The organism is Nocardiopsis suaedae (assembly GCF_027706745.1).
Taxonomy (GTDB): domain Bacteria; phylum Actinomycetota; class Actinomycetes; order Streptosporangiales; family Streptosporangiaceae; genus Nocardiopsis_A; species Nocardiopsis_A suaedae.
The window spans coordinates 76182-100732 of sequence record NZ_JAQFWP010000002.1 but is presented as its reverse complement, the minus strand read 5'-3'; the positions used below and the strand labels follow the sequence as shown (position 1 = coordinate 100732).

General features: G+C 72.1%; 19 protein-coding genes. 12 read left to right on the top strand and 7 right to left on the bottom strand.

All coding sequences use genetic code 11. The features are described 5' to 3' along the window. Positions 1-42: 42 nt before the first annotated feature. The 3 genes from O4U47_RS01760 to O4U47_RS01750 all read right to left on the bottom strand — a co-directional run bounded on the left by O4U47_RS01760 (position 43) and on the right by O4U47_RS01750 (position 5715). Positions 43-702 (bottom strand): hypothetical protein, encoded by a 660-nt coding sequence (locus tag O4U47_RS01760; protein WP_270675481.1) that lies wholly within the window; start codon positions 700-702, stop codon positions 43-45. A 61-nt stretch (positions 703-763) separates the two neighbouring features. Then, positions 764-3076, bottom strand: coding sequence for a type IV secretion system protein (locus O4U47_RS01755; RefSeq protein WP_270675475.1), 2313 nt, complete (start codon positions 3074-3076; stop codon positions 764-766). A gap of 131 nt (positions 3077-3207) precedes the next feature. Further along, entirely contained in the window at positions 3208-5715 is a 2508-nt protein-coding gene (locus O4U47_RS01750; RefSeq protein ID WP_270675473.1) for an ATP-binding protein, read from the bottom strand. A 173-nt stretch (positions 5716-5888) separates the two neighbouring features. Between O4U47_RS01750 and O4U47_RS01745 the strand changes: the two genes are divergently transcribed. After that, positions 5889-6947, top strand: coding sequence for a hypothetical protein (locus tag O4U47_RS01745; protein WP_270675471.1), 1059 nt, complete (start codon positions 5889-5891; stop codon positions 6945-6947). Between the two features lie 77 nt (positions 6948-7024). Here O4U47_RS01745 and O4U47_RS01740 read toward each other — a convergent pair whose 3' ends face one another. The 4 genes from O4U47_RS01740 to O4U47_RS01725 all read right to left on the bottom strand — a co-directional run bounded on the left by O4U47_RS01740 (position 7025) and on the right by O4U47_RS01725 (position 14535). Beyond that, the gene (locus O4U47_RS01740; protein ID WP_270675470.1) at positions 7025-12214 is read right to left on the bottom strand and encodes a TcpE family conjugal transfer membrane protein; all 5190 of its coding nucleotides are present in this window, start codon (positions 12212-12214) and stop codon (positions 7025-7027) included. Between the two features lie 12 nt (positions 12215-12226). Further along, positions 12227-12544, bottom strand: coding sequence for a hypothetical protein (locus tag O4U47_RS01735; RefSeq protein ID WP_270675468.1), 318 nt, complete (start codon positions 12542-12544; stop codon positions 12227-12229). A gap of 80 nt (positions 12545-12624) precedes the next feature. Then, positions 12625-13596: a conjugal transfer protein gene (locus O4U47_RS01730; RefSeq protein WP_270675466.1), complete on the bottom strand. Its 972-nt coding sequence runs from the start codon at positions 13594-13596 to the stop codon at positions 12625-12627. 303 nt (positions 13597-13899) lie between these two features. Further along, positions 13900-14535, bottom strand: a complete 636-nt coding sequence (locus O4U47_RS01725) for a TetR/AcrR family transcriptional regulator (RefSeq protein ID WP_270675464.1) — start codon at positions 14533-14535, stop codon at positions 13900-13902. A gap of 105 nt (positions 14536-14640) precedes the next feature. Here O4U47_RS01725 and O4U47_RS01720 point away from each other — a divergent pair, with 105 nt between their 5' ends. From O4U47_RS01720 to O4U47_RS01670, 11 genes are all read left to right on the top strand, one after another. Then, positions 14641-15618: a DMT family transporter gene (locus O4U47_RS01720; RefSeq protein WP_270675462.1), complete on the top strand. Its 978-nt coding sequence runs from the start codon at positions 14641-14643 to the stop codon at positions 15616-15618. 14 nt (positions 15619-15632) lie between these two features. Then, a complete protein-coding gene (locus O4U47_RS01715; protein WP_270675460.1) occupies positions 15633-16415 on the top strand; it encodes an oxygen-binding di-iron domain-containing protein in 783 nt (260 codons plus the stop codon). A 35-nt stretch (positions 16416-16450) separates the two neighbouring features. After that, positions 16451-17134: a DsbA family oxidoreductase gene (locus O4U47_RS01710; protein ID WP_270675459.1), complete on the top strand. Its 684-nt coding sequence runs from the start codon at positions 16451-16453 to the stop codon at positions 17132-17134. A 466-nt stretch (positions 17135-17600) separates the two neighbouring features. After that, positions 17601-18827 (top strand): aminotransferase class I/II-fold pyridoxal phosphate-dependent enzyme, encoded by a 1227-nt coding sequence (locus O4U47_RS01705; RefSeq protein WP_270675457.1) that lies wholly within the window; start codon positions 17601-17603, stop codon positions 18825-18827. Further along, positions 18817-19350, top strand: coding sequence for a DUF6190 family protein (locus O4U47_RS01700; protein WP_270675455.1), 534 nt, complete (start codon positions 18817-18819; stop codon positions 19348-19350). Before O4U47_RS01705 ends, O4U47_RS01700 begins: the two co-directional genes overlap by 11 nt. Continuing rightward, on the top strand, positions 19347-20156 hold the full coding sequence (locus O4U47_RS01695) for a dihydrodipicolinate synthase family protein (protein ID WP_270675453.1): 810 nt from the start codon (positions 19347-19349) through the stop codon (positions 20154-20156). The genes O4U47_RS01700 and O4U47_RS01695 overlap by 4 nt, the downstream gene beginning before the upstream one ends. Then, positions 20153-21058: an iron-containing redox enzyme family protein gene (locus O4U47_RS01690; protein ID WP_270675451.1), complete on the top strand. Its 906-nt coding sequence runs from the start codon at positions 20153-20155 to the stop codon at positions 21056-21058. Before O4U47_RS01695 ends, O4U47_RS01690 begins: the two co-directional genes overlap by 4 nt. Then, entirely contained in the window at positions 21055-21321 is a 267-nt protein-coding gene (locus tag O4U47_RS01685) for a Rieske (2Fe-2S) protein (protein ID WP_270675449.1), read from the top strand. The genes O4U47_RS01690 and O4U47_RS01685 overlap by 4 nt, the downstream gene beginning before the upstream one ends. 255 nt (positions 21322-21576) lie before the next feature. Further along, positions 21577-22617: an ABC transporter substrate-binding protein gene (locus tag O4U47_RS01680; RefSeq protein WP_270675447.1), complete on the top strand. Its 1041-nt coding sequence runs from the start codon at positions 21577-21579 to the stop codon at positions 22615-22617. Continuing rightward, positions 22614-23702, top strand: coding sequence for a FecCD family ABC transporter permease (locus tag O4U47_RS01675; RefSeq protein ID WP_270675445.1), 1089 nt, complete (start codon positions 22614-22616; stop codon positions 23700-23702). The genes O4U47_RS01680 and O4U47_RS01675 overlap by 4 nt, the downstream gene beginning before the upstream one ends. A 31-nt stretch (positions 23703-23733) precedes the next feature. Then, positions 23734-24522, top strand: a complete 789-nt coding sequence (locus tag O4U47_RS01670) for an ABC transporter ATP-binding protein (RefSeq protein WP_270675443.1) — start codon at positions 23734-23736, stop codon at positions 24520-24522. Positions 24523-24551 lie beyond the last annotated feature (29 nt).

The following is a 24551-nucleotide window of genomic DNA, read 5'->3' as shown; positions in this document are numbered from 1 at the left end:
GGGAGGGGTCATCACATACGACAAGTTCACGACGGAGTGAGGTCATCCCCCGCCCAGGTTTCCCGCATCGGCGGGCTGGAAGTCGTAGACCTCCCACTGCCCGCCGTCCTTCTGCACCGTCACTGCATAGTCGCCGAGGTTCTCGTCCGCGCCGTCCGAGTTCTGAACGATGGACTGCGCCGTCACGACGAAGACGACCGATTCGTCGGAGAAACTCCGGATCGACTCGACTTCGGCACGCCCTTCCGCCGTCGTCTCCTTCTTCGCCATCTCGTCCCACAGGGCGCCGGCCCCGGAGCTCTGGGCGAGCGTCTCGGCATAGTCCGGAGCAGCGAGTTCCTCCAGGGAAGCGAAGTAGTCCTCCCGAGGTGCCGAATAGTCGATGGTCCCGTAGGCCTCGGCGAACCCTTGCGCGGTCGCGGCGGCGGCCTTCAGCTCGTCCTCTTCCAGGGGCAACAGGTCGAGAACCTGGACCTCGTCCACGTCTGTCGTCGGGATCGGGCTGGGGGCCGCCGTCGCAGGCGCCCCCGCATCGGCCCTGTCGCCTTGTCCTCCCCCGGCCTGCTGCCCCGAGGCCTCCGTCCCCTGTTCGTCGTCGCCGCTGAATCCCCCGAGGCTCAGATAGATACCGAAGGCGACCAAGACGACGACGAGGGCGCCGAAGACGACTCGCTGCTGCCGATCGGTCAGTGTCCTGGGCATGGCTGGGGCTTCCTCTGGTCACCGTTCGAGAGGGGAGTACCGGCGCGAGTCCACTCGGCCATCAGTCACCGTCCTTCAACCAGAACGGGACGTCCTTGTCGGGACGGCGCTGCGCGCCTGTTCCCGTGCCCGTGCCTGTCCAGAAGGGACTGATCGGCCGGTCCGGGTCCCTGTCACCGGACTTGAACCAGTGCCCGCCTTCCTTCGACCCGTTCGAGGCGGGCGGCGCGGACTGTCGCGGGGGCGCGGGACGCTCCCGCCGAGATCGGGGACCGCCCCAGCGGGAGCCCCTGTTCACGTTGCCCTGCGGCGGAGTGGCCTCCCGCCCCTTGAAGATGCCGGTACCGCTCGTCGGCGAGGGCTCGCCCCTCGACGGAGGCTCCGCTGCGCGGGAGTCGCTCCCCGCCCCCGAACGCTGGCCGCTGCCGCTCCCCGTTCCGAAGACGGACGCCCAGCCCGTGTCACCGGTCCCCCGGTAACCGCCCGCCGGGCGGGGCGGGATCGGCCCGGAGCCGCTTTCCCGGCCCCTGGAGCCCGAGCCCGCTCCCCCGCTGTGCGCGGCGACTCCGCCAAGGCTCGGCGCCTGGTCGGCGCTCTTGGGCGGAGGCGCGGACGGCGTCGACGCCGAGGGCTCCTTGCCCTCCGTCGAGCCGAGCTTGAGCGGAGGCGGCCCCGCCTTGCCATGCGCACGGCCGTAGCCTGCGCTTCCCCGCACCCGGCGGCCCTCGCCTCGCACAGCGCCGCCTTCGCCTTCCGCCTGTTCCGGAGCGCCTTGCGCGCTTCCCCGGCCGCCGACGTCCGGCTGGTCGCCGCCTGCCCCGACGCCCGACGCCGGGACGGCCCCGGCGGCTGCTGCGAGCTGGGGCGCGCGCTTGAGTCCCCATTTCTGCGCCCGCATGTAGGCCACCGGCGGCAGCACGTTCGCGCTCTGGCTCAGCGTCCGACTCTGCATGGCATCGCTGACCATGCGAGACGTGAAGGTATTGGCGTTGACCGACGCGAAAAGGTGCGCGAAGGGCTTGCGATAGATGAAGAGGGCGAGCGTGAAGAGCGCCAGCAGGATCATCTGCAGCCCCCAGCCGAGGCCGGAGCCCATGATGATGCCGTAGCACATCACAAGGAGCGCGATCAGCATCACCACGAAGATCTGCTTGAGGAGGAGGCCGAACATCATCTCCAGCCACCTGAGCAGAACCGTCCGCCCATAGCCCGGATGGACGCCGATCAACAGGAAGACCGGAGCCAACAGGAGGAGAAGTAGGAACCCGATCTTCAAGACGATCAATGCCACTGAACCGGCGAGGATCAACCCGCCTGCGAAAACCGCGGCGAAGAGCGCCAGCACGGCCACCCCGAGCCGATCGCCCTGCTGGTCGCCTGCGAAGAGCGGATAGACGCCGGGATAGGTCTCCTGAATCTCCGATGCGATGTCCTCGTACTGACCCTCTTTGTCAGCGATCAGTTCCTCTGCATCAACCTCTCCGTCGGCGATCTGTTGCTGCTCGACTCGGCTGATGCCCTGAGCTTCGAGGAGGTCCACCGCATAGCGCGAGGTGGCGCTTTCAGCGACGTCACCGCTTCCGAACGTCCCGGCCACCCACGGCTGACAGACCAGGCTGCTCCACAGCATGTTCGAGTTCTGTCGTACAGCGAAATCGCTGTCCGACTCCCACTCGGCTTGCTGCACGGGTTCCGCACCGGCCGGACACGACGTGCTCCCGCCGCCCACGGACACCCTGGAAACCGCCGAGTTCACGAGCTGGGTCCCCGAGTTCACGACCCCGCCCGCCATGTTGAGGATCTGCTGGGGCTGCACCAGGATCCACAGGCCCAGCGCGGTCGCGAGGACCATCCAGATCGTGCTCTCGACGGTCAGGGTCACACGCTTGCGGACCAGCCCGTACCAGCCGAGCCACACCGCCCCCAGGATGATCACCGTGGGCAGGAGCGGGCGCCAGATTCCCTCGCGGAGCTGGGTGATGACGCCCGTGACCATGGTGTTGAAGTCGTTGAGCAGACCGTCCGACGTCGCCGCCTGGTAGACGGTGATCGTGGACTGGTTGATCGTCTTCGACAGGGACCACGTCGTGTTGCTCAGCGTCGCCATCGCGCTGGACGACATCTTGTCCACACACGATTCGCGGATGACGTGCCACTGCTGGCCCGCCGTCCCGTACTGGCCGTAGATGCTCGCGTCCGGCGGCAGACCGTCCTCGGAGCCGACGATCGACGACTGGGACTGGGGCGGGACGAGAAGTCCGTCCGAGCCGCTACCGGCCGACTCCGGCTGGGGCGCCGGCTCCCCCGGGCACAGCGGCGCCGCCTGCGCCGCCCCTAGCGGCACCAGCAGGAACGCCATCACCAGCAGTGCCATCGACAGCGACCGGCGGAGCCCGGGACGCGCACGCGCCCCTCCTCCACTCGCCCCCTTCATCGGCTCCTCCGCGCGCTCTTCCCGCTCGCCGATCCCTGGACCATGCCCTCGTCCGCGCCCCAGCCGCATGTTCACCGTTCCTGCCCGTTGCCCCTGCCGGTGCTGCCCGCCAAGGCCTCCGCGCCCTCGAAGACCTCGGTGTCCTCCTCATCGGGGTGCTGCCGTGTCGGGTTGGTGTCCAGCCACCGCAGCAGCTCCTCCGACACCAGGTCGACCGCGATCCGCCCCGCCCGTCCGTCCAGGTCGCGGAAGATGCATTCACCGTTGCCGAGGTTTCTGAGCATCCCCATGTGCTCCTCCTCGGGCTCCACCCCGAGGAGCGACATGACGCTCTCGACCTCGTACCGCTCACTCGAACGGAACGCGAACACACTGGACAGACAGTTGGTCACCTGCTCGTTGAGGAGGTCGCCGGCGTTCTGGCTGACGAGGATCAGCGCGGTGTTGCGCGAGCGGCCCATGCGGCTCACCTCGGGCACCAGCTTCGCGCCCTCGGGGGTGGAGGTCACCGCCCATGCCTCGTCCAGGAAGATCGCCTTGGGGAGGTGCCGGTCGAGCCCGTTCATCAGTTCACGGGCGAACTGGCTCACCAGGTACAGCAGCGCGACGCTCAGCCGCTGCTCGTACGAGTAGTCCTCGCGCTGGATGGTCGAGTCGGGCAGCGTCAGCCCGCCGAGGGTGAAGACCGTCGTCCACCCCTCGGAGTCCACCTGCGCGTCCCCCTGGGGCGAGAAGCACAGGTTCGCCAGCCGCATCTCCGACATGGACTGCAGCACCGCGCCCAGGTTGCGCGACGCCGGGTCGTGCGACCGCTCCAGGTACTGCACGACCTTCGCCAGGCTGGGCTCGGGCTGGTTGGCGACGGCGGCCACCGCCTGGATCATGGCGGACTCGCGCTCCTCGCTCATGCGGGGCAGCAGCAGCCGCAGGGTCTCCGTGGCCATGGTCTTCTTCGCCGGTAGGTCGTCCCCGAACGCGAACGGGTCCAGCAGCCCCGGCTGCGCCGACTCCAGGGACATGATGCGCGCCTTGCGCCCCCGCCGCTGCAGCAGCCGCACCAGCGACTCCGCGTCGCCCTTGGGGTCGATGGCCGCGACGGTCACCCCGCGCAGCGCCAGCTGGTAGATGAGCAGCAGCGCCAGGGTCGTCTTGCCGCCGCCCGGCTCTCCCGTGATGGCGATGGCCGTGGGCCGGTTGCGCGCCGCCGCCACCATCGGGTCGAAGTGAACGATGGAGCGCGCGCGCCCGAGCGTCTCGCCGATGTACGGCCCGGTCCACCCGCCGCCGCCCTGGCTGGGGTCGCGCCGGTCGCCCAGGTCCACGGTGGCGGTCGGCATGCCCCCGGCGATGGTCCGCAAGGGCTGGCGCTGGGCATAGGCGCTGAGGCGGATGCGGTCGCCCGGCAGGGACTCGTTGAAGAGCGAGAGCTGGTCGCCGGTGGAGTTGACGACGTCGATGCCGATGTCCCGGTAGTGCTCGACGACCGCCTCGATCCGCTGCACCAGCAGCTCCTCGGTCGGCGCCGACACCATCAGCCGGTGCCACCCGTACACGAACGGCAGCCGCTCCTTGGTGATGCCGTGCTCCAGCATCCGGGCGGCGTCGATCTGTTCGGCGAGGGCGATCGGCATGTCCGCCCCCGCCTCGCGAATATGAGCGTCCATGTCGCGCGCGTGGGCGAGCTTGCGGCTGACGTCCTTGCTCGCCTTGGCGGGCGGGATCAGCTTCATCCGGGAGCTGATCTCGACGGGGAACGGGAGCGCGTCCGAGTAGTGCACCCACGGTTCGCCCTCAGGGAAGGGCATGAGGTCGGGGAACCGGGAGAACGACAGGTAGGCGACGTAGGTGTCCCCGATGTTCTGCTCCAGGCGCAGCATGGAGCGCCCGTTGTGGATGACGCCTTCCACGAGCTGTTCGATCTCGCCGCGCCCCCAGGTGCGGCGGCCCGCCGCCGACGGCCGGGGCTCTTCGACGGTGCCGGTGACGGCGTGCCTGAAGAGCCACGCCACCTGGTTCGCAGTGGCGTGCTTGGCGTGCAGGGAGCTGGCCGACAGCGCGCGGCCGAGGCGCTCGGACTGGTCGGTCCAGCGCGCGATCTCCTTGCCGTCGACGGCCGGGTCCTCGATGCCGAGCGCCTGCTCCGAGCGCTGGTAGGCGCCGATCAGCTGCGCGAACATCCCCTGGGAGAGCTGGCCGCGGACGCCGCCCCGCATGCCCAGGCGCACGCCCAGGTAGACCTCCTTGGTCCAGAAGTCCTTGGCCCACACGTGGCGGTACATCTCGTCGAGGTAGTCGTACCACCCGGGGCCGGAGTCGGACGTGTCGTCCAGGCGGGTGGCCCACTGGGCGGCCGGGTAGGTGCGGTGCGCGATGCGCAGGTGCACCTCGGCGTCGTCCATCCGGATGGCGGCCAGGGCGATGGTGATGTTGTTGGCGAGGGCCTCGCGTTCCTCCGGGGTGGTGAACTCGTAGGAGACCGTCGGGAGGCGGAAGTAGGCCCACGCCTCGGAGTCGCTGAGCAGGACGCGGTCGTCGAAGTACCGGACCGCGAGGCGGCTGCCGCCCCTGCTGCCGTTCATCGGTGCCCCTCCCGGGTGGTGGTCGTCACGCCTACGCCCTTCCTCGTTGATCTCGGGGAAGTCGGGGTTAAAAGGGCTGTCTTAAGCCCGACTTCCCCGAGATCAACATGGGGAAGGGGGGCGGGGGGTGTGGAAAAGTCCCGCGCGGCACGGCGAGCACGCACCGTTGTCCCATGACGCGACATCCCGATACCCCCGCTCCCTTGCTCAATGGCCCCTTCCTGGGCCCCGCAGCGATCGCCGAAGGCCTCATCACCGCTGAACAGCTTCGTAGTGAGATATGGGTCCGGATGGCCAAAGGGGTCTACACCCACGTTTCCACCCGTCCGGACTCCCTGCCCACCATGGCGCGCGTAGTGGCACTGATGCTGCCTAAAGGGGCCCTGTTGGGGGGTTCCGCCGCCGCAGCGCTTCATGGCGCGGACTACTGGCGTCGCGGCGACCCCATAGCTGTGGTCACCCCCCGCGACGCCCCCCTCCACCCTTTCAAGGTGCGAGGCGCGGCGGTCCGCATCACCCACGCCGAAGTTCTCCCCGAGGACACGACCCGCACCCTGGGGATTCCCCTCACCGCACCCCTGCGCACTGCCTTCGACCTCACCCGGTTGGCGGTGCCCGGCCGGAGTACGGCGGACCCCGCGAATCTGCGTGAGAACGTGGCCGCGCTGAACACCTTCCTCGCAGTGGGGCGTACGCGCGGAGACACTCGAAGCACGCTTTTCACACCCCACTTGTTCAGGACCTATATCGCGCGCGACCGCTTCTACCGGTGGCGCGGGGTCCGACGGGCGGCCGCCGTAGCACGGTTCGCCCGAACAGAGTTGGAGTCGCCGGAGGAGTCGCGGTTGATGATGGACCTCGTGGGGGCCGGGCTCCCCGTTCCAGAGGTGCAGTATGAGGTCTCCATCGGAGCACGTAGGGATCGGCGCGCCCGACTGGACTTGTGCTACGTATTCGACGAGGGGAAATCCCTGGTGGCCATCGAGTACGACGGAGAGGTTCACGCGCAGCGCCGCCACGAGGACATCGAACGCTGGCAGCTCATCCGCGACCAGGGCGTCCGGCTCTACGTGGTTACGTCCAGGACACGTGACACCGTTCTGCCCTCGGCGATAGCCGAGGTGAAGGCGCGGCTGCGCCGACAGGGGGCGACAATCGGCGACTACCACCCGCGGCAGGCAGCACGCCTCCAGCGCGAGGCCGCCGACCGCCTCCGCGCCACCGAATGTTGATCTCGGGGAAGTCGGGGTTAAGAAGGCTTTGTTAACCCCGACTGCCCCGAGATCAACGAGGAGGGGGGTGGGGCGGGTCATCGGCGGGCCTCCGAGGGGGCGCGGTTGGACGGCTGCTGCCCCGCCGGGGACACGGCGTGCATCAGCACCCCGCCGAGGGCCGCGTGGGCGCGCCGCGTGCTGGACCGCAGGCTCGCGGTGTCCCCCAGCTTCCCCTGGGCCACGTGGTCGTCCCAGGGGACGCGCACGATGGCGCGGCAGCGCCCGCGGGCCACCTGCTCGGCCTCGTCGACGTCGTTGAGGCTGCGCTTGCTCACCCCGTTGATGACCACGACGGAGCGGGAGCGCAGCGCCGCGTACCCGTGCCCGTCCAGCCACTCGAAGGTCATGGCGACCGAGCGCGCGGCGTCGGCGCTCGCCGGGGCCACCAGGACCAGGCCGTCGGCGGTGGGCAGCGCGCGCGCCACACCGGTGGCGGCCGGGTCGAGCAGGGCCACCTCGTAGTGGGCGGACAGCAGCTCGGCCAGGCCCGCGTAGTCGCGGTCGTCCAGGGTCTGCACGTACGGGTCGTCGAGGGTGGAGACGACCTCCAGGCCGGTTCCGGTCTGGGTGGTGTAGCGGCGCATGTCCGCGTACCCGTCGACCGATTCGGCGTTGGCGAGCAGGGAGGTGAGCGTCTCCGGGGTCGCGCTGCGGATCCTGCGGGAGAGGCCGTTGACGCCCGGGTTCACGTCGACGGCGACGACCCGCTCGTCCCGGTAGGACGCCAGGGTGTGGCCGAGCATGAGCGAGGTGATCGTCTGCCCGGCGCCGCCGGTGCAGCCGAGCACGACCACGCTGCGCGGCCCGCCGATGTCCATGCGCAGACGGGCGACGTCCCCGGCGGGCAGCTCGTGCTTGGGCGCGTTGGAGCCGCCGGTGACGACGCGGGCCAGGCGCCGCCAGCCGCGGGTGGCGCCGGTGTCGGTCCCGGCGGCCTCGGCGGCGGCGCGCGCCCGGTCGGCAGGGCTGAGGCGCCGCTGCTCACCGGTGCCGTGGTCGAGCTGGAGCTCGGGCTTGTCGTCGGTGTCGGAGTCGGAGGCGGGGCCGGTTCCGGAACCGTCCGGGGCGAGTTCGACGACCTCGGGGTCGGTCCCGGTCTCGGAGGCGCCCTTGGCGCGGTCGCCGTCCTGGCCGAAGAGGTTGTTGAGGCGGCGTGCGTTCTCGGCGACCTTGCTGAAGACCCCCTCGCCGGTCTGCGCCGGGCCCGACTCGGAGGGCCGGCGGGTCTCGCCGGAGGACGCGGCGGAGGGTTCGGGGGAGCTCTCCGCCGGGCCGCTGTTGCGGGAGCCGGTGTCGCGAGGGTCGGTGTCGCGAGGATCGGTGTCGCGAGGATCGGTGCTCGGAGCGTCGGCGCCCCGGGCCGTGTGCTTGGGCTCGTGGCGCACCGCGCTCTGGGAGCCCGTCGGGTTGCTGCGCATGGAGCGCGAGAGCCGCCGCGACCGTTCCAGGATGTCGTTGACCTCGGCGGGCTGGGAGCGCCGGGAGGGCTTTGCGGGCGCGGCGGATTCCGCGGACTCGGCGGGCTCGGCGGGCGCGGCGGGCGCGGCGGGCTCCTGGGCCGGGCGGCGGGACGCGGCTTGGCGCGCGCGCAGCGCGGCCTCCTCGGCGGCGGTCAGGTCGTCGTCGGTGGCGCGGTGCGGCTCTTCTTCGGGCTGGGCAGTGGCGGCGTAGCTCTCGTGCTCGCCGGTCCCGTGGTCCAGCTCGGTGAAGGGCTTGACGGATGCGGGGGACGAGGCCGGGGACGAAGCCGGGGTCGGCTTCGCGGCTTCAGCCATCTCGCTTCCGCGTGCGGCGGCCTCGTCGCCGGACTTCCGCGAGGCGTCGTCGGGCCGATCGGGGGCGGGCCGATCGGGGGCGGACGGCTCGTCGGCGGCCGCTGCCCTCTCGGCGGTCTTCGGCGTCGACGCCTCCCGCTCGGCGTCCTTGGTCGGCTGTTCGGCGACGTGGGCCAGGGCGGACTCGTCGGTCAGACCGGTGGCCGACGAAGCCCGGCCGTCAGCAGGCGCCGCGTCGGCGGATGCCTGGTCTTCGCGGGCATCCGTTTCCGGAGAACCCGCCTCCGCGCGCGCGGAGGCCGCGTGCGGCAGGTCCTGGGTCTTGACGTCGTCCGCGTCCGCGTCCTCGTTCGTGGAGGCCGCGTCGGACGCCACTTCGGACCGACCGGCGTCGGTGGCTCGGGCTGCGTGCGCGTCCGGGCCGTCGGCGCGGTCCGTCACCGCAGAAGCCGCGGCCTCGCCGTCCTGGTCTGCGGCCGATTCCGCTTCGTCAGCCTTGCCGGAAGATCCATCGGAGGGTGTGGGCCGCGCAGACGGTACGGACGGGGTCGGGGAAGCTGTGCGCTCCTCGGTGGTCTCCCCGCTGCCCTGACTCGAACCCGCCGTGGTGGAGCCGGGCGTCGTGGTGGATCCGGGCGTCGAATCGGCCGACGCGCGCGCTTCAGCGGAGGTCCCGTCCGCGTCGTCGGGCCTGGCGGCCGTCGCCGCGAAGCTCTCGTGCTCGCCCGTGCCGTGGTCGAGCTGCATCACGGGCTTCGAGGGCTCCGAGGGCTCCGGCGTCGCCGCCTCGGCCTGACCGGTGCCCGTGCTGGTGTCCGTGGTCGGGCCCGCATTGGTGGCCGGGTGCTCTGCCTCCGACACCTGGGGCTGCCGCGGCGCCTTGTCGTCGGCGCCGCCCACCGGCGGCTCGGCCGTCGCCGCGAAGCTCTCGTGCTCGCCGGTGCCATGGTCCAGCTCGGTGGCAGGCTTGGCCGGGGCCTCGGGCTCGGGTGCCGCCTCGGCCTCAACCGCAGCCGCCTCGGGCGCCCCGTCGTCGGCCGTGGCGGTGACGGCGTAGCTCTCGTGCTCGCCGGTCCCGTGGTCCAGCTCGGTGGCCGGCTTCGACGGGGTCTTCTGGGGCGGCGCCTTCTGGGACGACTTCTCCGGCTCGTGAGCCGTCGCCGATTCCGCCTCCTCGGCCGTCGCGACGAAACTCTCGTGCTCGCCCGTGCCGTGGTCGAGCTGGAGTCCGGGCTTGTCCGCCCTGTCCGCTTCCGAGGGGCGTGCCTCCGCCCCCTCCTGGGGCTTCTGGTCGCCCTTGTCCTCCGGGGCCTTCTGGTCCTCCTGGACCCCGGCCTCAGCGGGCGCGGCCTCGGCAGGGACGGGCTCGGTCGGCCCTTCGGCGTCGCGGGCATCGCCCTGCGCCGGGCGCTCCGCGCGCTCCTCGGTGAACCAGCCCTCACGGCGGCGCTTGGTGCGCTCGACGTCCTCGGACTCGGCGAAGCGGGGCTGCGGCGGCACGGGGTCCGCCTCCCGCTCTTCCTCCTCCAGGCGCTCCAGGTGGCGGTCGAGGACCTCCAGCCGCTCCTCCTGAGCGCTCTTGGCGGCCTTGGCCCCCTCGGGCCCCTTGGCGCCCTGCTCCGGGGCGACCCCATCCGTCGCGGGCTGAGCGCCGTCCCCGGCACCGTCCTGGGCACCGCCCTCGACGCCGTCATGGGCGCGAACGTCGGCACGGGCGTCGGCGCGCTTCTGGCCGCCGTGCTCCGGGAGTTCCCACGGCGCCGCGTGCGGGCGGCGGCCGCGCTCCTCGCCCTCAGTGCCGACCGCCTGCCGGGCGGCCTCCTCCGGCGTCGCCGGGGCGCCGGTCGCCTGTGCCTGCTGAAGGGGCGGCGGGGGCGCCACGCGCTCACGCTCGCGCGCGAGGCGGCGCTCCACCTGCTTGCCCTGGATCCGGCCGCGCAGGCGCCGGTGGGCGCTCTCGTCGCGCTCGATGGGACGCTCGACGGCGTGCTCGGCGGGGTGCTCGGCCGCCTCCTGGACCGGCACCGCCTCCTCGGCCTCTTCAGGGGCGAACTCGATCACGCGCACGCCCTCGTCCGGAGGGAGGTCCGTGTGCGGCTCCTCGGGCGCCGGTGCCGCCATCATCTCCTCGGCGCGGCGGCGGGCCTCCTTGTCGGGTTTGGGACCGTCCTCTTCAGCGGCCGGAGCATCCTCCACACCGCCGGGCTCATAGATCTCGTCGAACTCCACCGCCGGGTCCGCCCCCGGGGAGCCCGAGGCGTCTGAAGAGCGGTAGGCGTTGAGCCACTCCTCGTTCTCCCTGCGCAGTTCGCCGCGTTGGCGGGCGCGGTCCGCCGCCTGCGCGCGCTCCAGAGAGGTGGGGCGGGTCAGCGAGCCGCCGGGCCGCTGCGCGGTGACGTCCTCGGACATCTCCTCGGCGGCCTGAGTGTCCTGGGCGGCCTTCGGCTGCGCCTTGTTGAGGGCGAACCCGAAGTAGTTGAGCACCTTGATGCCGAGACCGCGCTTGGGGGCGGGCGCAGGCTCGGCCCGTGCGGCGGCCGCGGGCTCATGGGAGGGCTCGGGAGCGGGCTCGTCCCGGACGGGCTCGGGAACGGCGAACCTCGGCGGCTCGGCGCGCACCGGTTCGGCCGGCAGGGGCTCGGGCTCCTCGGGGAGCGGTTCGGGCTCGGGGGCCTCCGAGACGATGGAGGGCTCGACGCGCTCCTCCCCCGCCTCCGGGGAAGGTGCCTCCTGCGTCTCCTGCACCGCCTCCCGCGGCTCCTCCTCGGGCTCCGGAGGGCCGACCGGTTCAGAGACGGGCTTGCCGCGGTTGAGCTTGAGCGGCTCCGGCGAGCGCTTGCCCCGGGGACGCTCCGGGGCGGCGACGGCCGCCACGCGATCGCCCGGCGCCGGCGGCTCCGCCGCCCGGACCGGCGCCTCGGCGGCCCCGGCCTCCTCAAGGGCCGGTTCCAGCATCAGCGGCTCGGCCTCGGCCGTGCCCTGGACCGGTGCGCGCAGCCCGCCGCGCTGTTTCGCGGTGCCCTTCTTCGCGATCCTGCCGGTGCCCTTGCGGGACTTGGCGACCTCCGGAAGGGGGAGGTCCGGGTCGCGGTGCCACACGCGCACCTCGACCCGGACCTCGGACGGCTCGTGCTCGGGCGCGAGCCGGGTGTACACCCGGGACTCGGCCAGGAAGCGGATCTGCGACAGCAGCAGTTCGGTGAGCCGCTTGCCCTCGATCACCGGCCGGGTGGCCAGGAAGGTGATGACCAGGGGCGGCACGATCCACACGACGTGCCAGGGCGTCTTGAGCGGGACGTTCAGCAGGCTCATCAGGAGGATCCACACGGCGAGGACGCCCAGGAACACACCGAGCGTGACGACCGAGAGCGGCTGGGGAAGCCGGAAGTCGTACAGCTTGTACAGCCGCTTCTCGATACGCCAGATGTTGGTGTACGTGGGCAGGTCCATCCGCTGGGCCTCCTAATCGACCGGAACGCCCACGGCGCGCGCAAGGGCGGTCGCCGTCACCTCGATGATCTGGGGCACGTAGAAGACGATCCCGATGAAGATCGCAAGAAGAACAAATTGGACAAACCGGGTGATCTCTCGCGTGAAGAGGAAGAAGATCGCGACCACCGAGACGATCACCAGGAACAGCGGCCCGAAGAATCCCCGGAGCCATTCCGCGAGCCCCTGGGTGTCCAGGGAGTCCTCGGGCGGCGCATCGGCCGCCGCGAGCACGATCGGCCCGACCGCGTCCGACACCGCGTGCACGACACTGGAAAACAGGGGGAGCATGTCAGTCGCCGTCCTCCCGTGCCTCACGTCTGAACTGCATGGCCTTCGATCTCCTTGTCTCGGGACCCCGTAGCGCCGCCTCAGCGCCCGAAGGAGTGCGGAGCCCCCTGGAGGTCCCGCACGTACCACTCGCCGTCGGAACGGACGACGGTGATCCGGTAGCTCTGCGTGAGGGTGGCGGCCTCGTCGCCGCCTCCGGGGATCCGCCACTCCACGGTCGCCGTGGCCTGGCGTACATCATCCTCCCCCACCTCGCCGCGCGCGGGTACCGCCACGTCGTCGAGGCCCCCGAACTCCAGGGCCCCCTGCGGGAGGCGGGCCACGGTCGCGCCGTTCTCCACGTAGCGCGTCAGGTGCTCGGGCGTCTCGGCGTAGGCCTCGAAGAACGAGGTCAGCACCGGCTCCAGCTCCTCGCGGGCCTCGGAGTCGCCCTCGCCCCCGGGCGCCTCGGGCAGGTCGGCCTTGTCCGGCGCGGCCAGCAGGGCCGGCGGGCCGGACACCACCAGGGAGGAGGCGTCCTCGGCGTAGACGGGCACGTCCAGGCTCATGGGCTCGCCGTTGACCTGCGCGCTGAGGGTCACCACGGCGTTGTTGGCGTCCTCGGGGGTGACGGTGACGACCTGGATCTCCGACCCCGTCAGCGACCCGGCCGGGACGTTGAACGCGTCGGCGTCGCCCTCGGGGACGAACTCGGCGAGCGCCGTGGCCCGGTCGGCCTCGGCGCCGTCCTCGGGGGCGTTGAGGTAGTGCTCGGCGAAGCGCCCCGCGAACGCGCCCGCGGCCGCCTCGGGGAACCGCTCCTCCTGCGGCTCCTCCTGGGCGCCGCCGTCGTCGGACGGGGTCGCGATGCCCTCCCGCAGGGGGTGCCAGACGCCGTTGAACAGGACGACGATGATGAAGGCCCACAGGACGGCGCGGCCGACCCAGACCCACCAGCGGCCGCCCGAACCGGCACGGGGCCGCCGCAGGCGGCCCGCTCCCCCGCGCACGTCGTCGGCCGCGTCGGCGGCCTCGGGGGTACCGCCGCTCCGCGCGGTCGACCTGCGAGCCATCACGCCTCCCCCATCTCTCCTCACACCGGACCGGGCACTGCTGATCCGAGGGCACGACGGCACCCGGACTCCACCCGAGCCCTGTCTACCCCATACCTATGGTGAGGCATTGTTCAGGATCTCGGTCGCCAATGATCGTCGGTGTTTCTTCACCAACCGCACGATGTACCCGGCATGTCGAACCGCCAATACCCCCTTACCTGGTCGAATCACATCGAACCACGAGGATTTCCGAGGTCAATGGGGTAATTGCGGTCTGACCGGAAACGACCGTGTGCCCGTTCGGCAACAGGAGTGTGACGTTCAGCGGTCTTGCCCGCCGAGGAGGCGGCGCGCGCTCCAGGCGAGGGCGGCGGCGATGCGCGCGGGCGACAGCCCGGCCCGGTCGCGCTGGTGGGCGAAGGCCTCGGGGGCCAGCGGGGCCAGCAGCGGCTCGACGAGCGCCTCGGGGTCGGGGGCCCCGGCCGCGCGCGCGAGCACGCGCAGGTGCGCGCGCCAGAAGGCGTAGGCGCCGGTGGTGTAGCGGCGCTCGCCGGTCTCGGCGCCCAGCAGCAGCGGCAGGTGGCGGTCGAGGAGGTCGACCATGGCGGCGTAGAAGGCCGCCAGGCGCTCCTCAGGGGGCGCGCCGGGGCCCAGGGGCGGGGGGCCGGAGATCATCGCGCCCTGGAGTTCGCGCTCGTGCTCGTCGAGGAGCGCGACGGCGACCGAGGCGGTGTCGGGGAAGCGCCGGTAGAGGGTGGCGCGGCCGACCCCGGCCGCGCGCGCGATGTCGCCCATGGTGACGGCCCGGGGGTCCTTCTCGGCGAACAGGCGGCGGGCGGCGGCCAGGATCTGCGCGCGGTTGCGGGCCGCGTCGGCGCGGGGGCGGCGCCCGGCGGGCGCGCCCACGGACGGTTCGTCGAGCAGCAGGCCCTCGGGGTGTCCGGCTCCGTTCTCCATGGCCCGATGCTAACGGATTCCCTCGGTTATGTGGACACCGTGTCCGCTTGAATGCATGATGGGAGCGAGAAGCGGACAGCCTGTCCATTTGACCGGGAGAGGACCATGCACATCGCACTGCTCGCCGCCGCCCTGCTCATCGGGTGCCTGCTCGCGGTCCAGGCGTCGGTGAACCTCCAGCTCAACAAGGCCGTGGGAACGCCCTACGGCGCCTCGACCGTCCAACTGTGCGTGGCCACCGGGCTGCTGCTGGCGCTCGGCCTGGCCACCGGGTCCCTCGGCGCGCTCGGGCAGGTGCCCGAGGCCCCCTGGTGGCACCTGCTGGGCGGGCTGGCCAGCCCCTTCTACATCACCAGCGGGATCCTGCTGATCCCCCGGCTCGGCGCGGTGACCACCGTGGGCCTGTTCGTGTCCGGGCAGATGCTCGCGTCGGTGGCGCTGGACCTGCTCGGGGTGCTCGGCGTCGAGCAGCGGCCCCTGTCGGTCGGGACGGCGGCCGGCGCGGTGGCGGTGCTCGCCGGAATCACCGTCGTGGTGCGGTCCCAGACGCGGGCGGCGGCCCCCGCGGCCGCGGGGGTCGGAGGCGTGGCGGTCAAGGCGCCGCCGAACGGGGACGGGCGGCCGCCCTCCCTGGCCGGGTGGGTCGTCCTGGGCCTGGCGGCGGGCGCGGTGCTCCCGGTGCAGGGGGCGGTCAACGCGCTGCTGCGCGGCACCCTCGTCGAGCCCCTGGCGGTGGCCGTCGTCAGCTTCACGGTGGCCACGCTCGCCATCGCCGCGGTGCTGGCGGTGCTCCTGGCGACCGGCCGCACCCCGCGGCCGCGGTTCACACCGCTGCGGCACATGCCGTGGTGGGGGTGGCTGGGCGGGGCCTGCGCGGCGGGCTACGTCACCGGCACCTTCCTGCTGATCCCGCAGATCGGCGCCGCGGTGACGGTGGCGCTCACCGTGACCGGACTGCAGCTCACCTCCGCCGCCGTCGACCAGTACGGGCTGTTCCGCCTGCCGAAGCGGCCCGTGACGCCGCCGCGCGCCGGGGGCCTTGCGCTGCTCGCCGCCGGCGCCCTGGCCATCCAGCTGCTGTGAGGGGATGAGGACCGATGCGCGAGCCCTACCGCGCCGGGCCGGGAATCACCACCCTGCCCTCCGACCTGCCCATACCCGGCCTCGGACTGCAGCCGGTCAACGGCTACCTGGCCACCGGGCGCGAACCGGTGCTCGTCGACTCCGGGATGCCGGTGGACGCGGCCGCCTTCGAGGCGATGCTGTGGACCTACGTGGACCCCGACGACCTGCGGTGGGTGGTGGTCACGCACGACGACCGCGACCACACCGGGGCGCTGATGCGCATCCTGCGGGCCGCGCCGCGCGCGCGGCTGGTCACCAGCCCGGTGTCGGCGGTGCGCCTGACCGAGGAGTTCTCCCTGCCCGAGGGGCGGGTCGTCACCGCCAACCCGGGCGGGCGCCTGGAGACCGCCGACCGGGTGCTGTCGTTCCACCGGCCGCCGATGTTCGACTCCCCGGGGACGCTCGCCGTGGTCGACTCGGCCACGGGATCGCTGTTCGCCTCGGACAGTTTCGGCACCGTGCTGCCCGGGCCCGCCGAGCACCCGTTCGACCACGGCGAGGAGTGCTTCTTCTCCGGCTTCTCGGTCCTGAACCGGGCCATCGCCCCGTGGACGGCGATGGTCGACCAGAAGCGGTTCGACACCGCCGTCGCGGCCATACGGGGGCTGCGCCCGCGCCGGATGCTGAGCGCCCACGCTCCGCCCATGGAAGGCGGGCTGGACCGGCTGTACGCGGCCATGGCCGAACTGCCCCTGCTTCCGCCGTGGCTGCCCGAAGCCGACCTGGAGGGCGCGCTCGACGCGAGCGCGCCCTGAGTGACCGTAGGTGAGCGACCGAAGGGACATGACCCATGCAGGACCCGATCGAAGTGGCGCCGGGGACCATCGTCGTCTACAGCGACATCTGGTGCTCCTTCGCCCACATCGCCGTGCACCGGCTGCACGAGGCGCGCACGCGCGCGCGGCTCGGCGACCGGGTGCGGTTCGACCACCGCGCCTTCCCGCTGGAGCTGCTGAACAAGGCCCCCAGCCCGCGGCCGGGGACCGACAGTGAGGTGGGGCGCATGGCCTCCATGGAGCCCGGCGCCGGGTGGCAGCTCTGGCAGGCGCCCGACTGGCTGTACCCGACGACCACACTGCCCGCGCTGGAGGCGGTGCAGGCCGCCAAGGCGCAGGGGCTCGACGCCTCTGAGCGGCTGGATCTGGCGCTTCGCAAGGCGTTCTGGGCCGAGTCGCGGTGCGTGGGCGACCGCACGGTGATCCTGGAGTGCGCCAAGGCGGCGGGGGTGGACGCGGCGCACATCGCCGAGGCGCTGGAGGACGGAAGGGCCCGGCGCACGCTGTCGGACCAGGCGGAGACGGCCGCTACCGACCGGGTGAACTGCAGTCCGCACCTGTTCTTCGCCGACGGGGGCGACGTGGCCAACCCCGGCATCGAGGTGGGGTGGGCCGGGGACTACGGGATCGGCTGGCCGGTGGTGGCCTCCGACGACCCGTCGGTGTACGACGCCATCGTCCGCCGCGCCGCCGCCTAGGGAAGGACCGCGGGCCCGCCGGAGCCGTTGGGACGGCTCCGGCGGGCCCTTCGCGTGTGCGCGCGCGTGGGCCGCCGCGTGCGCCGCCGACGCGTTGCCGGTTCCTGCCACGCGCCCGGGGAGGCCGACCGGGTGTCCGGGCCCCTGCGATCCGGACGTGCCGGGGGCGCCGTTCCCATACGCCGAAACAGCGCTCTCCGGGCTCCGGCGCACCGTTTTCCCCATTCATATGTGAAGTGGACACGGAAATGCGTCGCATTCACCTTCGGATTCCCGCACGGGCGCCGGAGTGTACCGTCGGGCCGACCATTGTGCAGCGCGCCTGACGCGTCCGTTTCAGGTCAGGGCGATTGCCCCTCAACGGCCGCCCTTCTTCATAGACTTCAAGGCGTTCGAGCAGGTGATCACGGATGTCCGTATCGAATCACCCACGCTCGGCCCACGAAATCGAGAAAGGCGCGAAGACGTGACCGAGGCCGGAATCACCGAGATCGAAGTGTCCACCTTCCCCGAGCCCTCGAACAATGGCGGAGACCCCGCCGTCCGGGGCGCGGCCGACCTGACCCAGCACGAGATCCAGGCGCTGAAGACCCGCTACAACCTGGCGGACGCCCACACCCACCAGCGGCAGTCGCCCGAGCAGGAGAAGATCGTCGCCCGGCTCACCGAGCTGTGGCACGAGTCCGAGGACCACACGCAGGCCTACTTCGAGGACCGGCTGCGGTCGGCCTTCTTCCGCCTGCACCGCCAGCCCACGGCGCTGCACATGGACCGGGCGCTGCTGTCGTACTCGGCCAGCGTGTCCACCATGGTGGCCGCCATGTACCTGCGGCGGCACGGGATGTCCGTGGCGCTCGTCGAGCCCTGCTTCGACAACCTGACCGACCTGCTGCGCAACATGCAGGTCCCGCTGGAGGCGCTGCCCGAGGAGTCGCTGGCCGACCCGGCGCGGGTGTACGACCGGCTCGCCGAGGGGTGCACCGCCGACGCCGTCTACCTGGTCGACCCGAACAACCCGACCGGGTTCACCCTGGCCTCCGGCGGCATGGAGGGGCTGCGCGAGGTGGTGCGGTTCTGCGCCGACCACGGGCGGCTGCTCGTCCTCGACTTCTGCTTCGCCTCCTTCGCACTGGCGGCCGAGGGCACCCGGGCGGACGTGTACGCGCTGCTGGAGGGCTCCGGCATCGAGTACCTGGCCATCGAGGACACCGGTAAGACGTGGCCGCTGCAGGACGCCAAGTGCGCGCTGCTCACCGCCGGCGGGTCCCTGCAGCAGGAGATCTACGACCTGCACACCAGCGTGCTGCTGAACGTCTCCCCGTTCGTGCTGAACGTGGTGGCCCGGTACGTGGAGGACTCCATCGAGGACGGCATGGAGTCGGTGCGGCGGATCGTGCGGGAGAACGCCGCCACGGCCCGCAACACCCTGCACGGGCCGGTGCTGGAGTACCAGGAGCCGATGGTGGAGACCAGCGTCGCCTGGTTCCGGATCCGCCCCGGGCACCTGACCGCGTCCCGTCTGCAGGATGAGCTGCTGGCCGACGAGGTGTACGTGCTGCCCGGCACCTACTTCTACTGGAGCGCGCCCGAGCGCGGTGAGCGGTTCGTCCGCGTGGCGCTGGCGCGGGAGCCGGAGATGTTCCGCCTCGCCATGGACCGCATGCGGAAGGTGCTGATGCGCCATGAGCGGTGACGTGTTCGTGGACGCCTCCCTCTTTATGGGGATGCACCGTATGGGGATGCACCGTACGGGGATGCACCACGAGGACGAGCGCGTACGCCGCGGGTGCAAGGCGTTCTTCGCCCGCGCGCTGGAGCGGCCCGCGGAGCGGGTGCGCATGAGCCTGGAACAGGTCGGCCTGTGCGACGCCCTGGTGTGGAGGCGCCCCAGGGGCGAGCAGGACGCCTATTACCCCTTCATGGACCGGCTCCACACCGACCTGCGCATGGACCGGCCCGGGTACACGGAGAAGGACACCCGGCGCGCCTGGGAGGACCCGGCCCTGGACGGGCTTCCCGACCACGAGCGGCTGGCGCTGGGCCAGGTGATGGAGCGCGGCGGTACCCTGTACACCGCCTCCGCACGGCTGCTGGCGCGGCCCGGCCTGCCGGTGGAGCCCGCGGACGGCGGTGAAGGCGACCCCCGGTTCCCGGGCGGGCTGGAGCCGTACTACCGCATCTCGCTCGCGCTGCGCGTCGGGAGGGATGAGCTGTGATCGCCGGGACCGTGGTTCCGCTCATCACCCCGTACGACGAACACGGCCGCGTCTCGGAGAAGAGCACGGCCTCGCTCATCGAGTACCTGCACGCCGACGTGTCGGCGCTGATGCCGGTGCTCAGCTCGGGCGAGGGGTGGCGCCTCACCGACCAGCAGTGGAGCGACATGGTCGCCTTCACGGTCGCGCATTCCCACGGGCTCCCGGTGATCGCGGGGGTGCAGGCGCCCGACACGCCCGGAGTTCTGCGCCGGGCCCACATGGCCGAAGCGCTGGGGGCGGACATGGTCGCCGCCACCACGCCGTTCGGGGCGCGCGTCGGGCAGGACGAGATGGTGGCGCACTACCGGACCCTGCAGGGCGGGACCCGGCTGCCGGTCGTCGTCTACAACGAGGAGCCGGTTTCGCGGAACCGGGCGTCGCTGGTGACGCTGCTGCGGATCTGCGGGCTGCCCGGGATCGCCGCGGTGAAGGAGTCCAGCGGAAACCCCGAGATGACGCGCGCGCTGGCGGCGTCCGGGACGGGGGTCCCGGTGCTGCAGGGGTGGGAGGACCAGGTGGCGTCGACGCCCGGGGTGGACGGGCTGATCGGGCCGCTGGCCAACCCCGAACCCGGGCTGTGCAACACGCTCCTGGCCGACCCCGGCGAGCCGCTGCAGCGGATCGTGGACGCGGTGTGCGACCTGTTCGGGCTGTTCCGCGACGACTGGTACCTGCGCGTGAAACGGGAGCTCGCGCGCAGGGGCGTGATCGAGGACGCATGCGCGCCCTCCGGAGAGCACGCACGAGAGGAGGACGAGTCATGACGACGAGCACTGTGCCGGGGCTCCCGAGCGGGGTGCCCGCCGCGCCCGACACCGCCGAGGCGCGCGCGAGAGCGGCCGACAGCGACCAGCTCCGGCTGTACCGCCTGTACCGGACCGTGCCCACGGCCGCGGAGTACGGGGAGGTGCTGGCGCTGGAGGAGCGCTGGATCGGGCCGATGGCGGCACGGTTCGAGGCCGGGGCCCCCGACCTGCCGGACCGGACGGCGCTGCTGCGCGCGCTGCGCGGGCGGCTGGCGGCCGAGGAGGCGGTGGAGGACGAGGCCGCGCGGTTCGTGGCCGAGGAGGCGGACCTGGAACAGCTCAAGGTGATCGCGGCCGAGTTCGCGGTGGACGGGCTGACCGAGTCCGAGACGCTGCTCCCGGTCGTGGCGCGGCTGCCGTTCGCGTCGGGGCTGGCGGTGTTCCGGGTGCTCATCGACGAGCTGGGGTGCGGCAGCGAGGAGAAGGCGCACTCGCGGCTGTACCGGGACCTGCTGACCGGGCTGGGGATGACGCTGGACCTGGAGCACTACGTGCCCAGGGCGGCGCCGGAGTCGCTGGCCTACGTCAACCTGTTCCACTGGCTGGCGTCGCGCGCGCCGGAACCGGAGTACTTTCTCGGGGGGTACGCCTACTTCGAGTCGAGCGTGCTGTACGCGTTCCAGTGCTACCGGCAGGCGGCCGAGCGGCTGGGGCTGTCGGAGCACGCCTACTACACCGAGCACCTGTACATCGACGGCTACCACAGCCGCCAGATGCGGGCGGCGCTCAAGGCGCTGGACACTGAGCGCGGCCTGGACACGGCCAAGGTCTGGGCGGGCGTGGAGGTGACCGGCGCGGTGGCCGGGGCGGCCTTCGAGGCGGCCGTAGAGCGCGCGCGGGCGGCAGGGGCTGCGTCATGAGCAGCAACGAGCCCTCTATCCGCCCCGTCACCGAGGACATGGTGCTGATCGAGGCGGGAGGCCGACGTCTACTGGCCGAGGCGCACTGTCCGCACAGGGGCGGCCTGCTGCGGTTCGGCCACGTGGACGGAACGGTGCTGAAGGTGCGGTGCCCGCTGCACCACTCGGTGTTCGACCTGGAGGACGGCTCGGTGACCGCCGGCCCCTCGTGCAGGCCCTTGAGGATCATCTCCGACCTGTCCGGAGAGCCGGTGGAGCAGTAGCCCTCGCAATGAGGACGGGGCCCACACCCAATGGAGCGTGTGGGCCCCTCCGCTTCGCTTCAGGCGGTCGCTCGTCCGCCCGCTTCGGCGCGACGTGCACGCCGACGGATTCCGTCGGACGTCCCCACCATCCGGCGGGGCCCGACTCCACGCGCCCCCGCGACGTGAGTACTAGTTAGGCTAGGCTAAGGTAACCATCGCCGTGTTGGGCATTTCGGGCGCATGGTCCCGAACCGGATCTGTTGAGCGGTGGTCATGGTGATACGCGCTTCTCTCGCCGCGGGGGCGTCCGTCCTCCTTCTGCTGGCCGCGGCCGGCTGCGGGGAGTCCGAACCCGTTCCGGAGCAGGAGGCCGCCGCCGGGGAAGGCGCGACCGAGTACCCCCTGGTCGTGGAGAACTGCGGCCGGGAGGTGACGATCGAGCACGCGCCTCAGCGGGCCGTCTCCCTCGACCAGGGGTCCACGGAGATCCTGCTGTCGCTGGGGCTGGAGGACCGCATGGTCGGCACCGCGTCGTGGACCGACCCCGTGCGGGAGGACCTCGCCGAAGCCAATGAGGAGGTCCCCCGGCTGGCGGACGAGGCGCCCTCCTGGGAGGTGGCCCTGGACACCGACCCCGACCTGGTGACGGCCTCGTTCGGGCGCCACTTCGCCCAGGGAGGGGTGGCCGAGCGGAGCCGCTTCGAGGAGACCGGCATCCCGACCTACCTGTCCCCCACCGACTGCGACGGCGGCACGAGCATCAACGGCGGCGGCACCCGGACCGCCCCGCTCACCCTCGACCCGCTGTACCAGGAGATCCGCGAGCTGGCCGAGATCTTCGACGTTCCCAGCAGGGGCGAGGACCTGGTGGACGAACTCGAACAGCGGCGCCAGGCGGCCCTGGAGGGCGTCGACGCCTCCGACCTCACCATCGCGTTCTGGTTCGCGGACCTGAAGACGCCCTACGTCGCGGGCGGGCGGGGGTCGGCGAACCTGCTGGCCGACGAGGTCGGCGCCGAGAACGTGTTCGCCGACGAGGAGGACGACTGGCCGGCCACGACGTGGGAGGCCTTCGTCGACAGGGACCCCGACGTGATCGTGCTCGGAGACCTCAGCCGCGAGCGGGCGCCGGGCGACAAGCTCCAGGAGAAGATCGACTTCTTGGAGAGCGACCCCCTCACCAAGGACATGGAGGCGGTCGAGGAGGAACGGTTCATCGCCCTGCACGGGGCCGAGATGAACCCCTCGATCCGGACCGTCGACGGGCTGGAGGACCTCACCGAAGGGCTCGGCTCCTTCGAGGATGCGCGGTGACGCTCGACGCCCCGCCCGTCGAGCCGCGCACCGCGTCCGCCCCGGCGCCGCCGGCCGGACCCGCCGGGGGCTCGTCCCTGCGGTTCCTCGGCGTGGGCACGGGGGCGCTGGCGCTGCTCCTGGCGTCGATCGGGGTGGCGATCACCCTGGGGCCCGCGGACGTCTCCCTGGTCAACGTGCGCGACATCGTGCTCAACCACCTGGGGTTCACGGACATCCCGGTGCGGGTCTCCGAGGACGCCATCGTGTGGGACGACCGCCTGCCCCGGGCGCTGGTGGCCGCGGCGTGCGGGGCCGGTCTGGGGCTGTGCGGTGTGATCCTGCAGTCGCTGCTGCGCAACCCGCTCGCCGACCCCTATGTCCTCGGGATCTCCTCGGGCGCCTCGACCGGGGCGGTACTGGTGGGGATCGTGGGCATCGGCGGGTTCGCGCCGGGGGTCTCCGGCGGAGCGTTCGCCGGATCGGTCGCGGCGTTCGCCGTGGTGATGCTGATCTCGCGCCTGGCGGGCGGCACCAATGACAAGGTCATCCTGGCGGGGATCGCGGTGACGCAGCTGTTCTCCGCGCTGACCTCGTTCGTCATCTTCGCCTTCGCCGATTCGGACGAGGCGCGCGGGGTGATGTTCTGGCTGCTGGGCTCCCTCGAAGGGGTGCGGTGGGACGATGTGGCCCTGTGCGGTGCCGTCGTGCTCGCCGGTGCGGTCTTCTGCCTGGTGCGGGCGCCGGTGCTGGACGCGTTCGCGTTCGGTGACGAGGTCGCCTCCTCGCTGGGGGTGGCGGTGCGGCGGGCCAGGATCACCCTGATGACCGTGACCGCGCTGCTCACGGCGACGATGGTGAGCGTGGCCGGGGCGATCGGGTTCGTCGGCCTGGTGCTGCCGCACGCCGCACGGTTCCTGACCGGGCCGGTGCACTCCCGCCTGGTCCCGGTGACGGCGCTGGTCGGGGCGGTCTTCATGGTCTGGGTGGACGCGGCGGCGCGCGTCGCCTTCTCCCCCTCGCCGCTGCCCGTCGGGGTGGGGACCGCGCTGGTCGGCGTCCCGGTGTTCATCGCCATCATGTTCCGCCGGAGGAGGCCGCTGTGACCCCTGCGTTCCGACCGACGAGGAGGCCGGTGTGACTCTGCGGACCCGGGAGGTCGGCTGGAACCGCGGCGGCCGGCTCGTCGTCGACGGGGTGACTCTGGAGCCGCGGGCCGGGGAGACGGTCGGGCTGCTCGGTCCCAACGGTTCGGGCAAGTCCTCCCTCATCAAACTGCTGTCGGGGACAGCGCGGCCCACGTCCGGGGCGGTCACGCTGGATGACGCATCGCTGGCGGCGCTGTCCCGGAAGGACGCGGCGCGAGCGATCGCCACCGTGACGCAGCACGCCGACACCGTCGTGGACATCACGGTCCGCGACATCGTGGCCCTCGGCCGCATCCCGCACCGCGGCACGTTCGGCGGCGACAGGCAGGCCGATACCCGGGCCGTCTCTGAAGCGCTCGCGAGGACCGGCCTTTCCGACAAGGCCGACGAACTGTGGCACCGCCTGTCGGGAGGAGAACGCCAACGCGTCCACATCGCCCGCGCGCTGGCCCAGGAGCCCAGGGAGCTCCTTCTGGACGAGCCGACGAACCATCTGGACATCCGCTACCAGTTGGAACTGCTCCAGCTCGTGGCCGACCTGCCGCTCACGACGGTGGTGGCCCTCCACGACCTGAACCTGGCGGCGATGTTCTGCGACTCCGTCCTCGTCCTCAAAGAGGGCCGGGCCGTCGCCGGAGGCGCACCGGCCGACGTCCTGACGCCGGAGCTGATCGCGGAGGTCTACGAGGTCAACGCGACCGTCAGAACCAACCCCGGGACGGGCCGCCCGGAGATCGGCTTCACCCCGGGACGCGTACCGAGCACGGCGGCGCGGTAAGCCCCCGGACCACCGGGGGCGGCCCGCGC

What these genes read in the sequence shown, in the direction of transcription:
- O4U47_RS01760 (WP_270675481.1), bottom strand. Translation starts at nt 702, where the DNA reads ATGCCCAGGACACTGACCGATCGGCAGCAGCGAGTCGTCTTCGGCGCC.
- O4U47_RS01755 (WP_270675475.1), bottom strand. Translation starts at nt 3,076, where the DNA reads ATGGCACTGCTGGTGATGGCGTTCCTGCTGGTGCCGCTAGGGGCGGCG.
- O4U47_RS01750 (WP_270675473.1), bottom strand. Translation starts at nt 5,715, where the DNA reads ATGAACGGCAGCAGGGGCGGCAGCCGCCTCGCGGTCCGGTACTTCGAC.
- O4U47_RS01745 (WP_270675471.1), top strand. Translation starts at nt 5,889, where the DNA reads ATGACGCGACATCCCGATACCCCCGCTCCCTTGCTCAATGGCCCCTTC.
- O4U47_RS01740 (WP_270675470.1), bottom strand. Translation starts at nt 12,214, where the DNA reads ATGGACCTGCCCACGTACACCAACATCTGGCGTATCGAGAAGCGGCTG.
- O4U47_RS01735 (WP_270675468.1), bottom strand. Translation starts at nt 12,544, where the DNA reads ATGCTCCCCCTGTTTTCCAGTGTCGTGCACGCGGTGTCGGACGCGGTC.
- O4U47_RS01730 (WP_270675466.1), bottom strand. Translation starts at nt 13,596, where the DNA reads ATGGCTCGCAGGTCGACCGCGCGGAGCGGCGGTACCCCCGAGGCCGCC.
- O4U47_RS01725 (WP_270675464.1), bottom strand. Translation starts at nt 14,535, where the DNA reads ATGGAGAACGGAGCCGGACACCCCGAGGGCCTGCTGCTCGACGAACCG.
- O4U47_RS01720 (WP_270675462.1), top strand. Translation starts at nt 14,641, where the DNA reads ATGCACATCGCACTGCTCGCCGCCGCCCTGCTCATCGGGTGCCTGCTC.
- O4U47_RS01715 (WP_270675460.1), top strand. Translation starts at nt 15,633, where the DNA reads ATGCGCGAGCCCTACCGCGCCGGGCCGGGAATCACCACCCTGCCCTCC.
- O4U47_RS01710 (WP_270675459.1), top strand. Translation starts at nt 16,451, where the DNA reads ATGCAGGACCCGATCGAAGTGGCGCCGGGGACCATCGTCGTCTACAGC.
- O4U47_RS01700 (WP_270675455.1), top strand. Translation starts at nt 18,817, where the DNA reads ATGAGCGGTGACGTGTTCGTGGACGCCTCCCTCTTTATGGGGATGCAC.
- O4U47_RS01690 (WP_270675451.1), top strand. Translation starts at nt 20,153, where the DNA reads ATGACGACGAGCACTGTGCCGGGGCTCCCGAGCGGGGTGCCCGCCGCG.
- O4U47_RS01685 (WP_270675449.1), top strand. Translation starts at nt 21,055, where the DNA reads ATGAGCAGCAACGAGCCCTCTATCCGCCCCGTCACCGAGGACATGGTG.
- O4U47_RS01680 (WP_270675447.1), top strand. Translation starts at nt 21,577, where the DNA reads ATGGTGATACGCGCTTCTCTCGCCGCGGGGGCGTCCGTCCTCCTTCTG.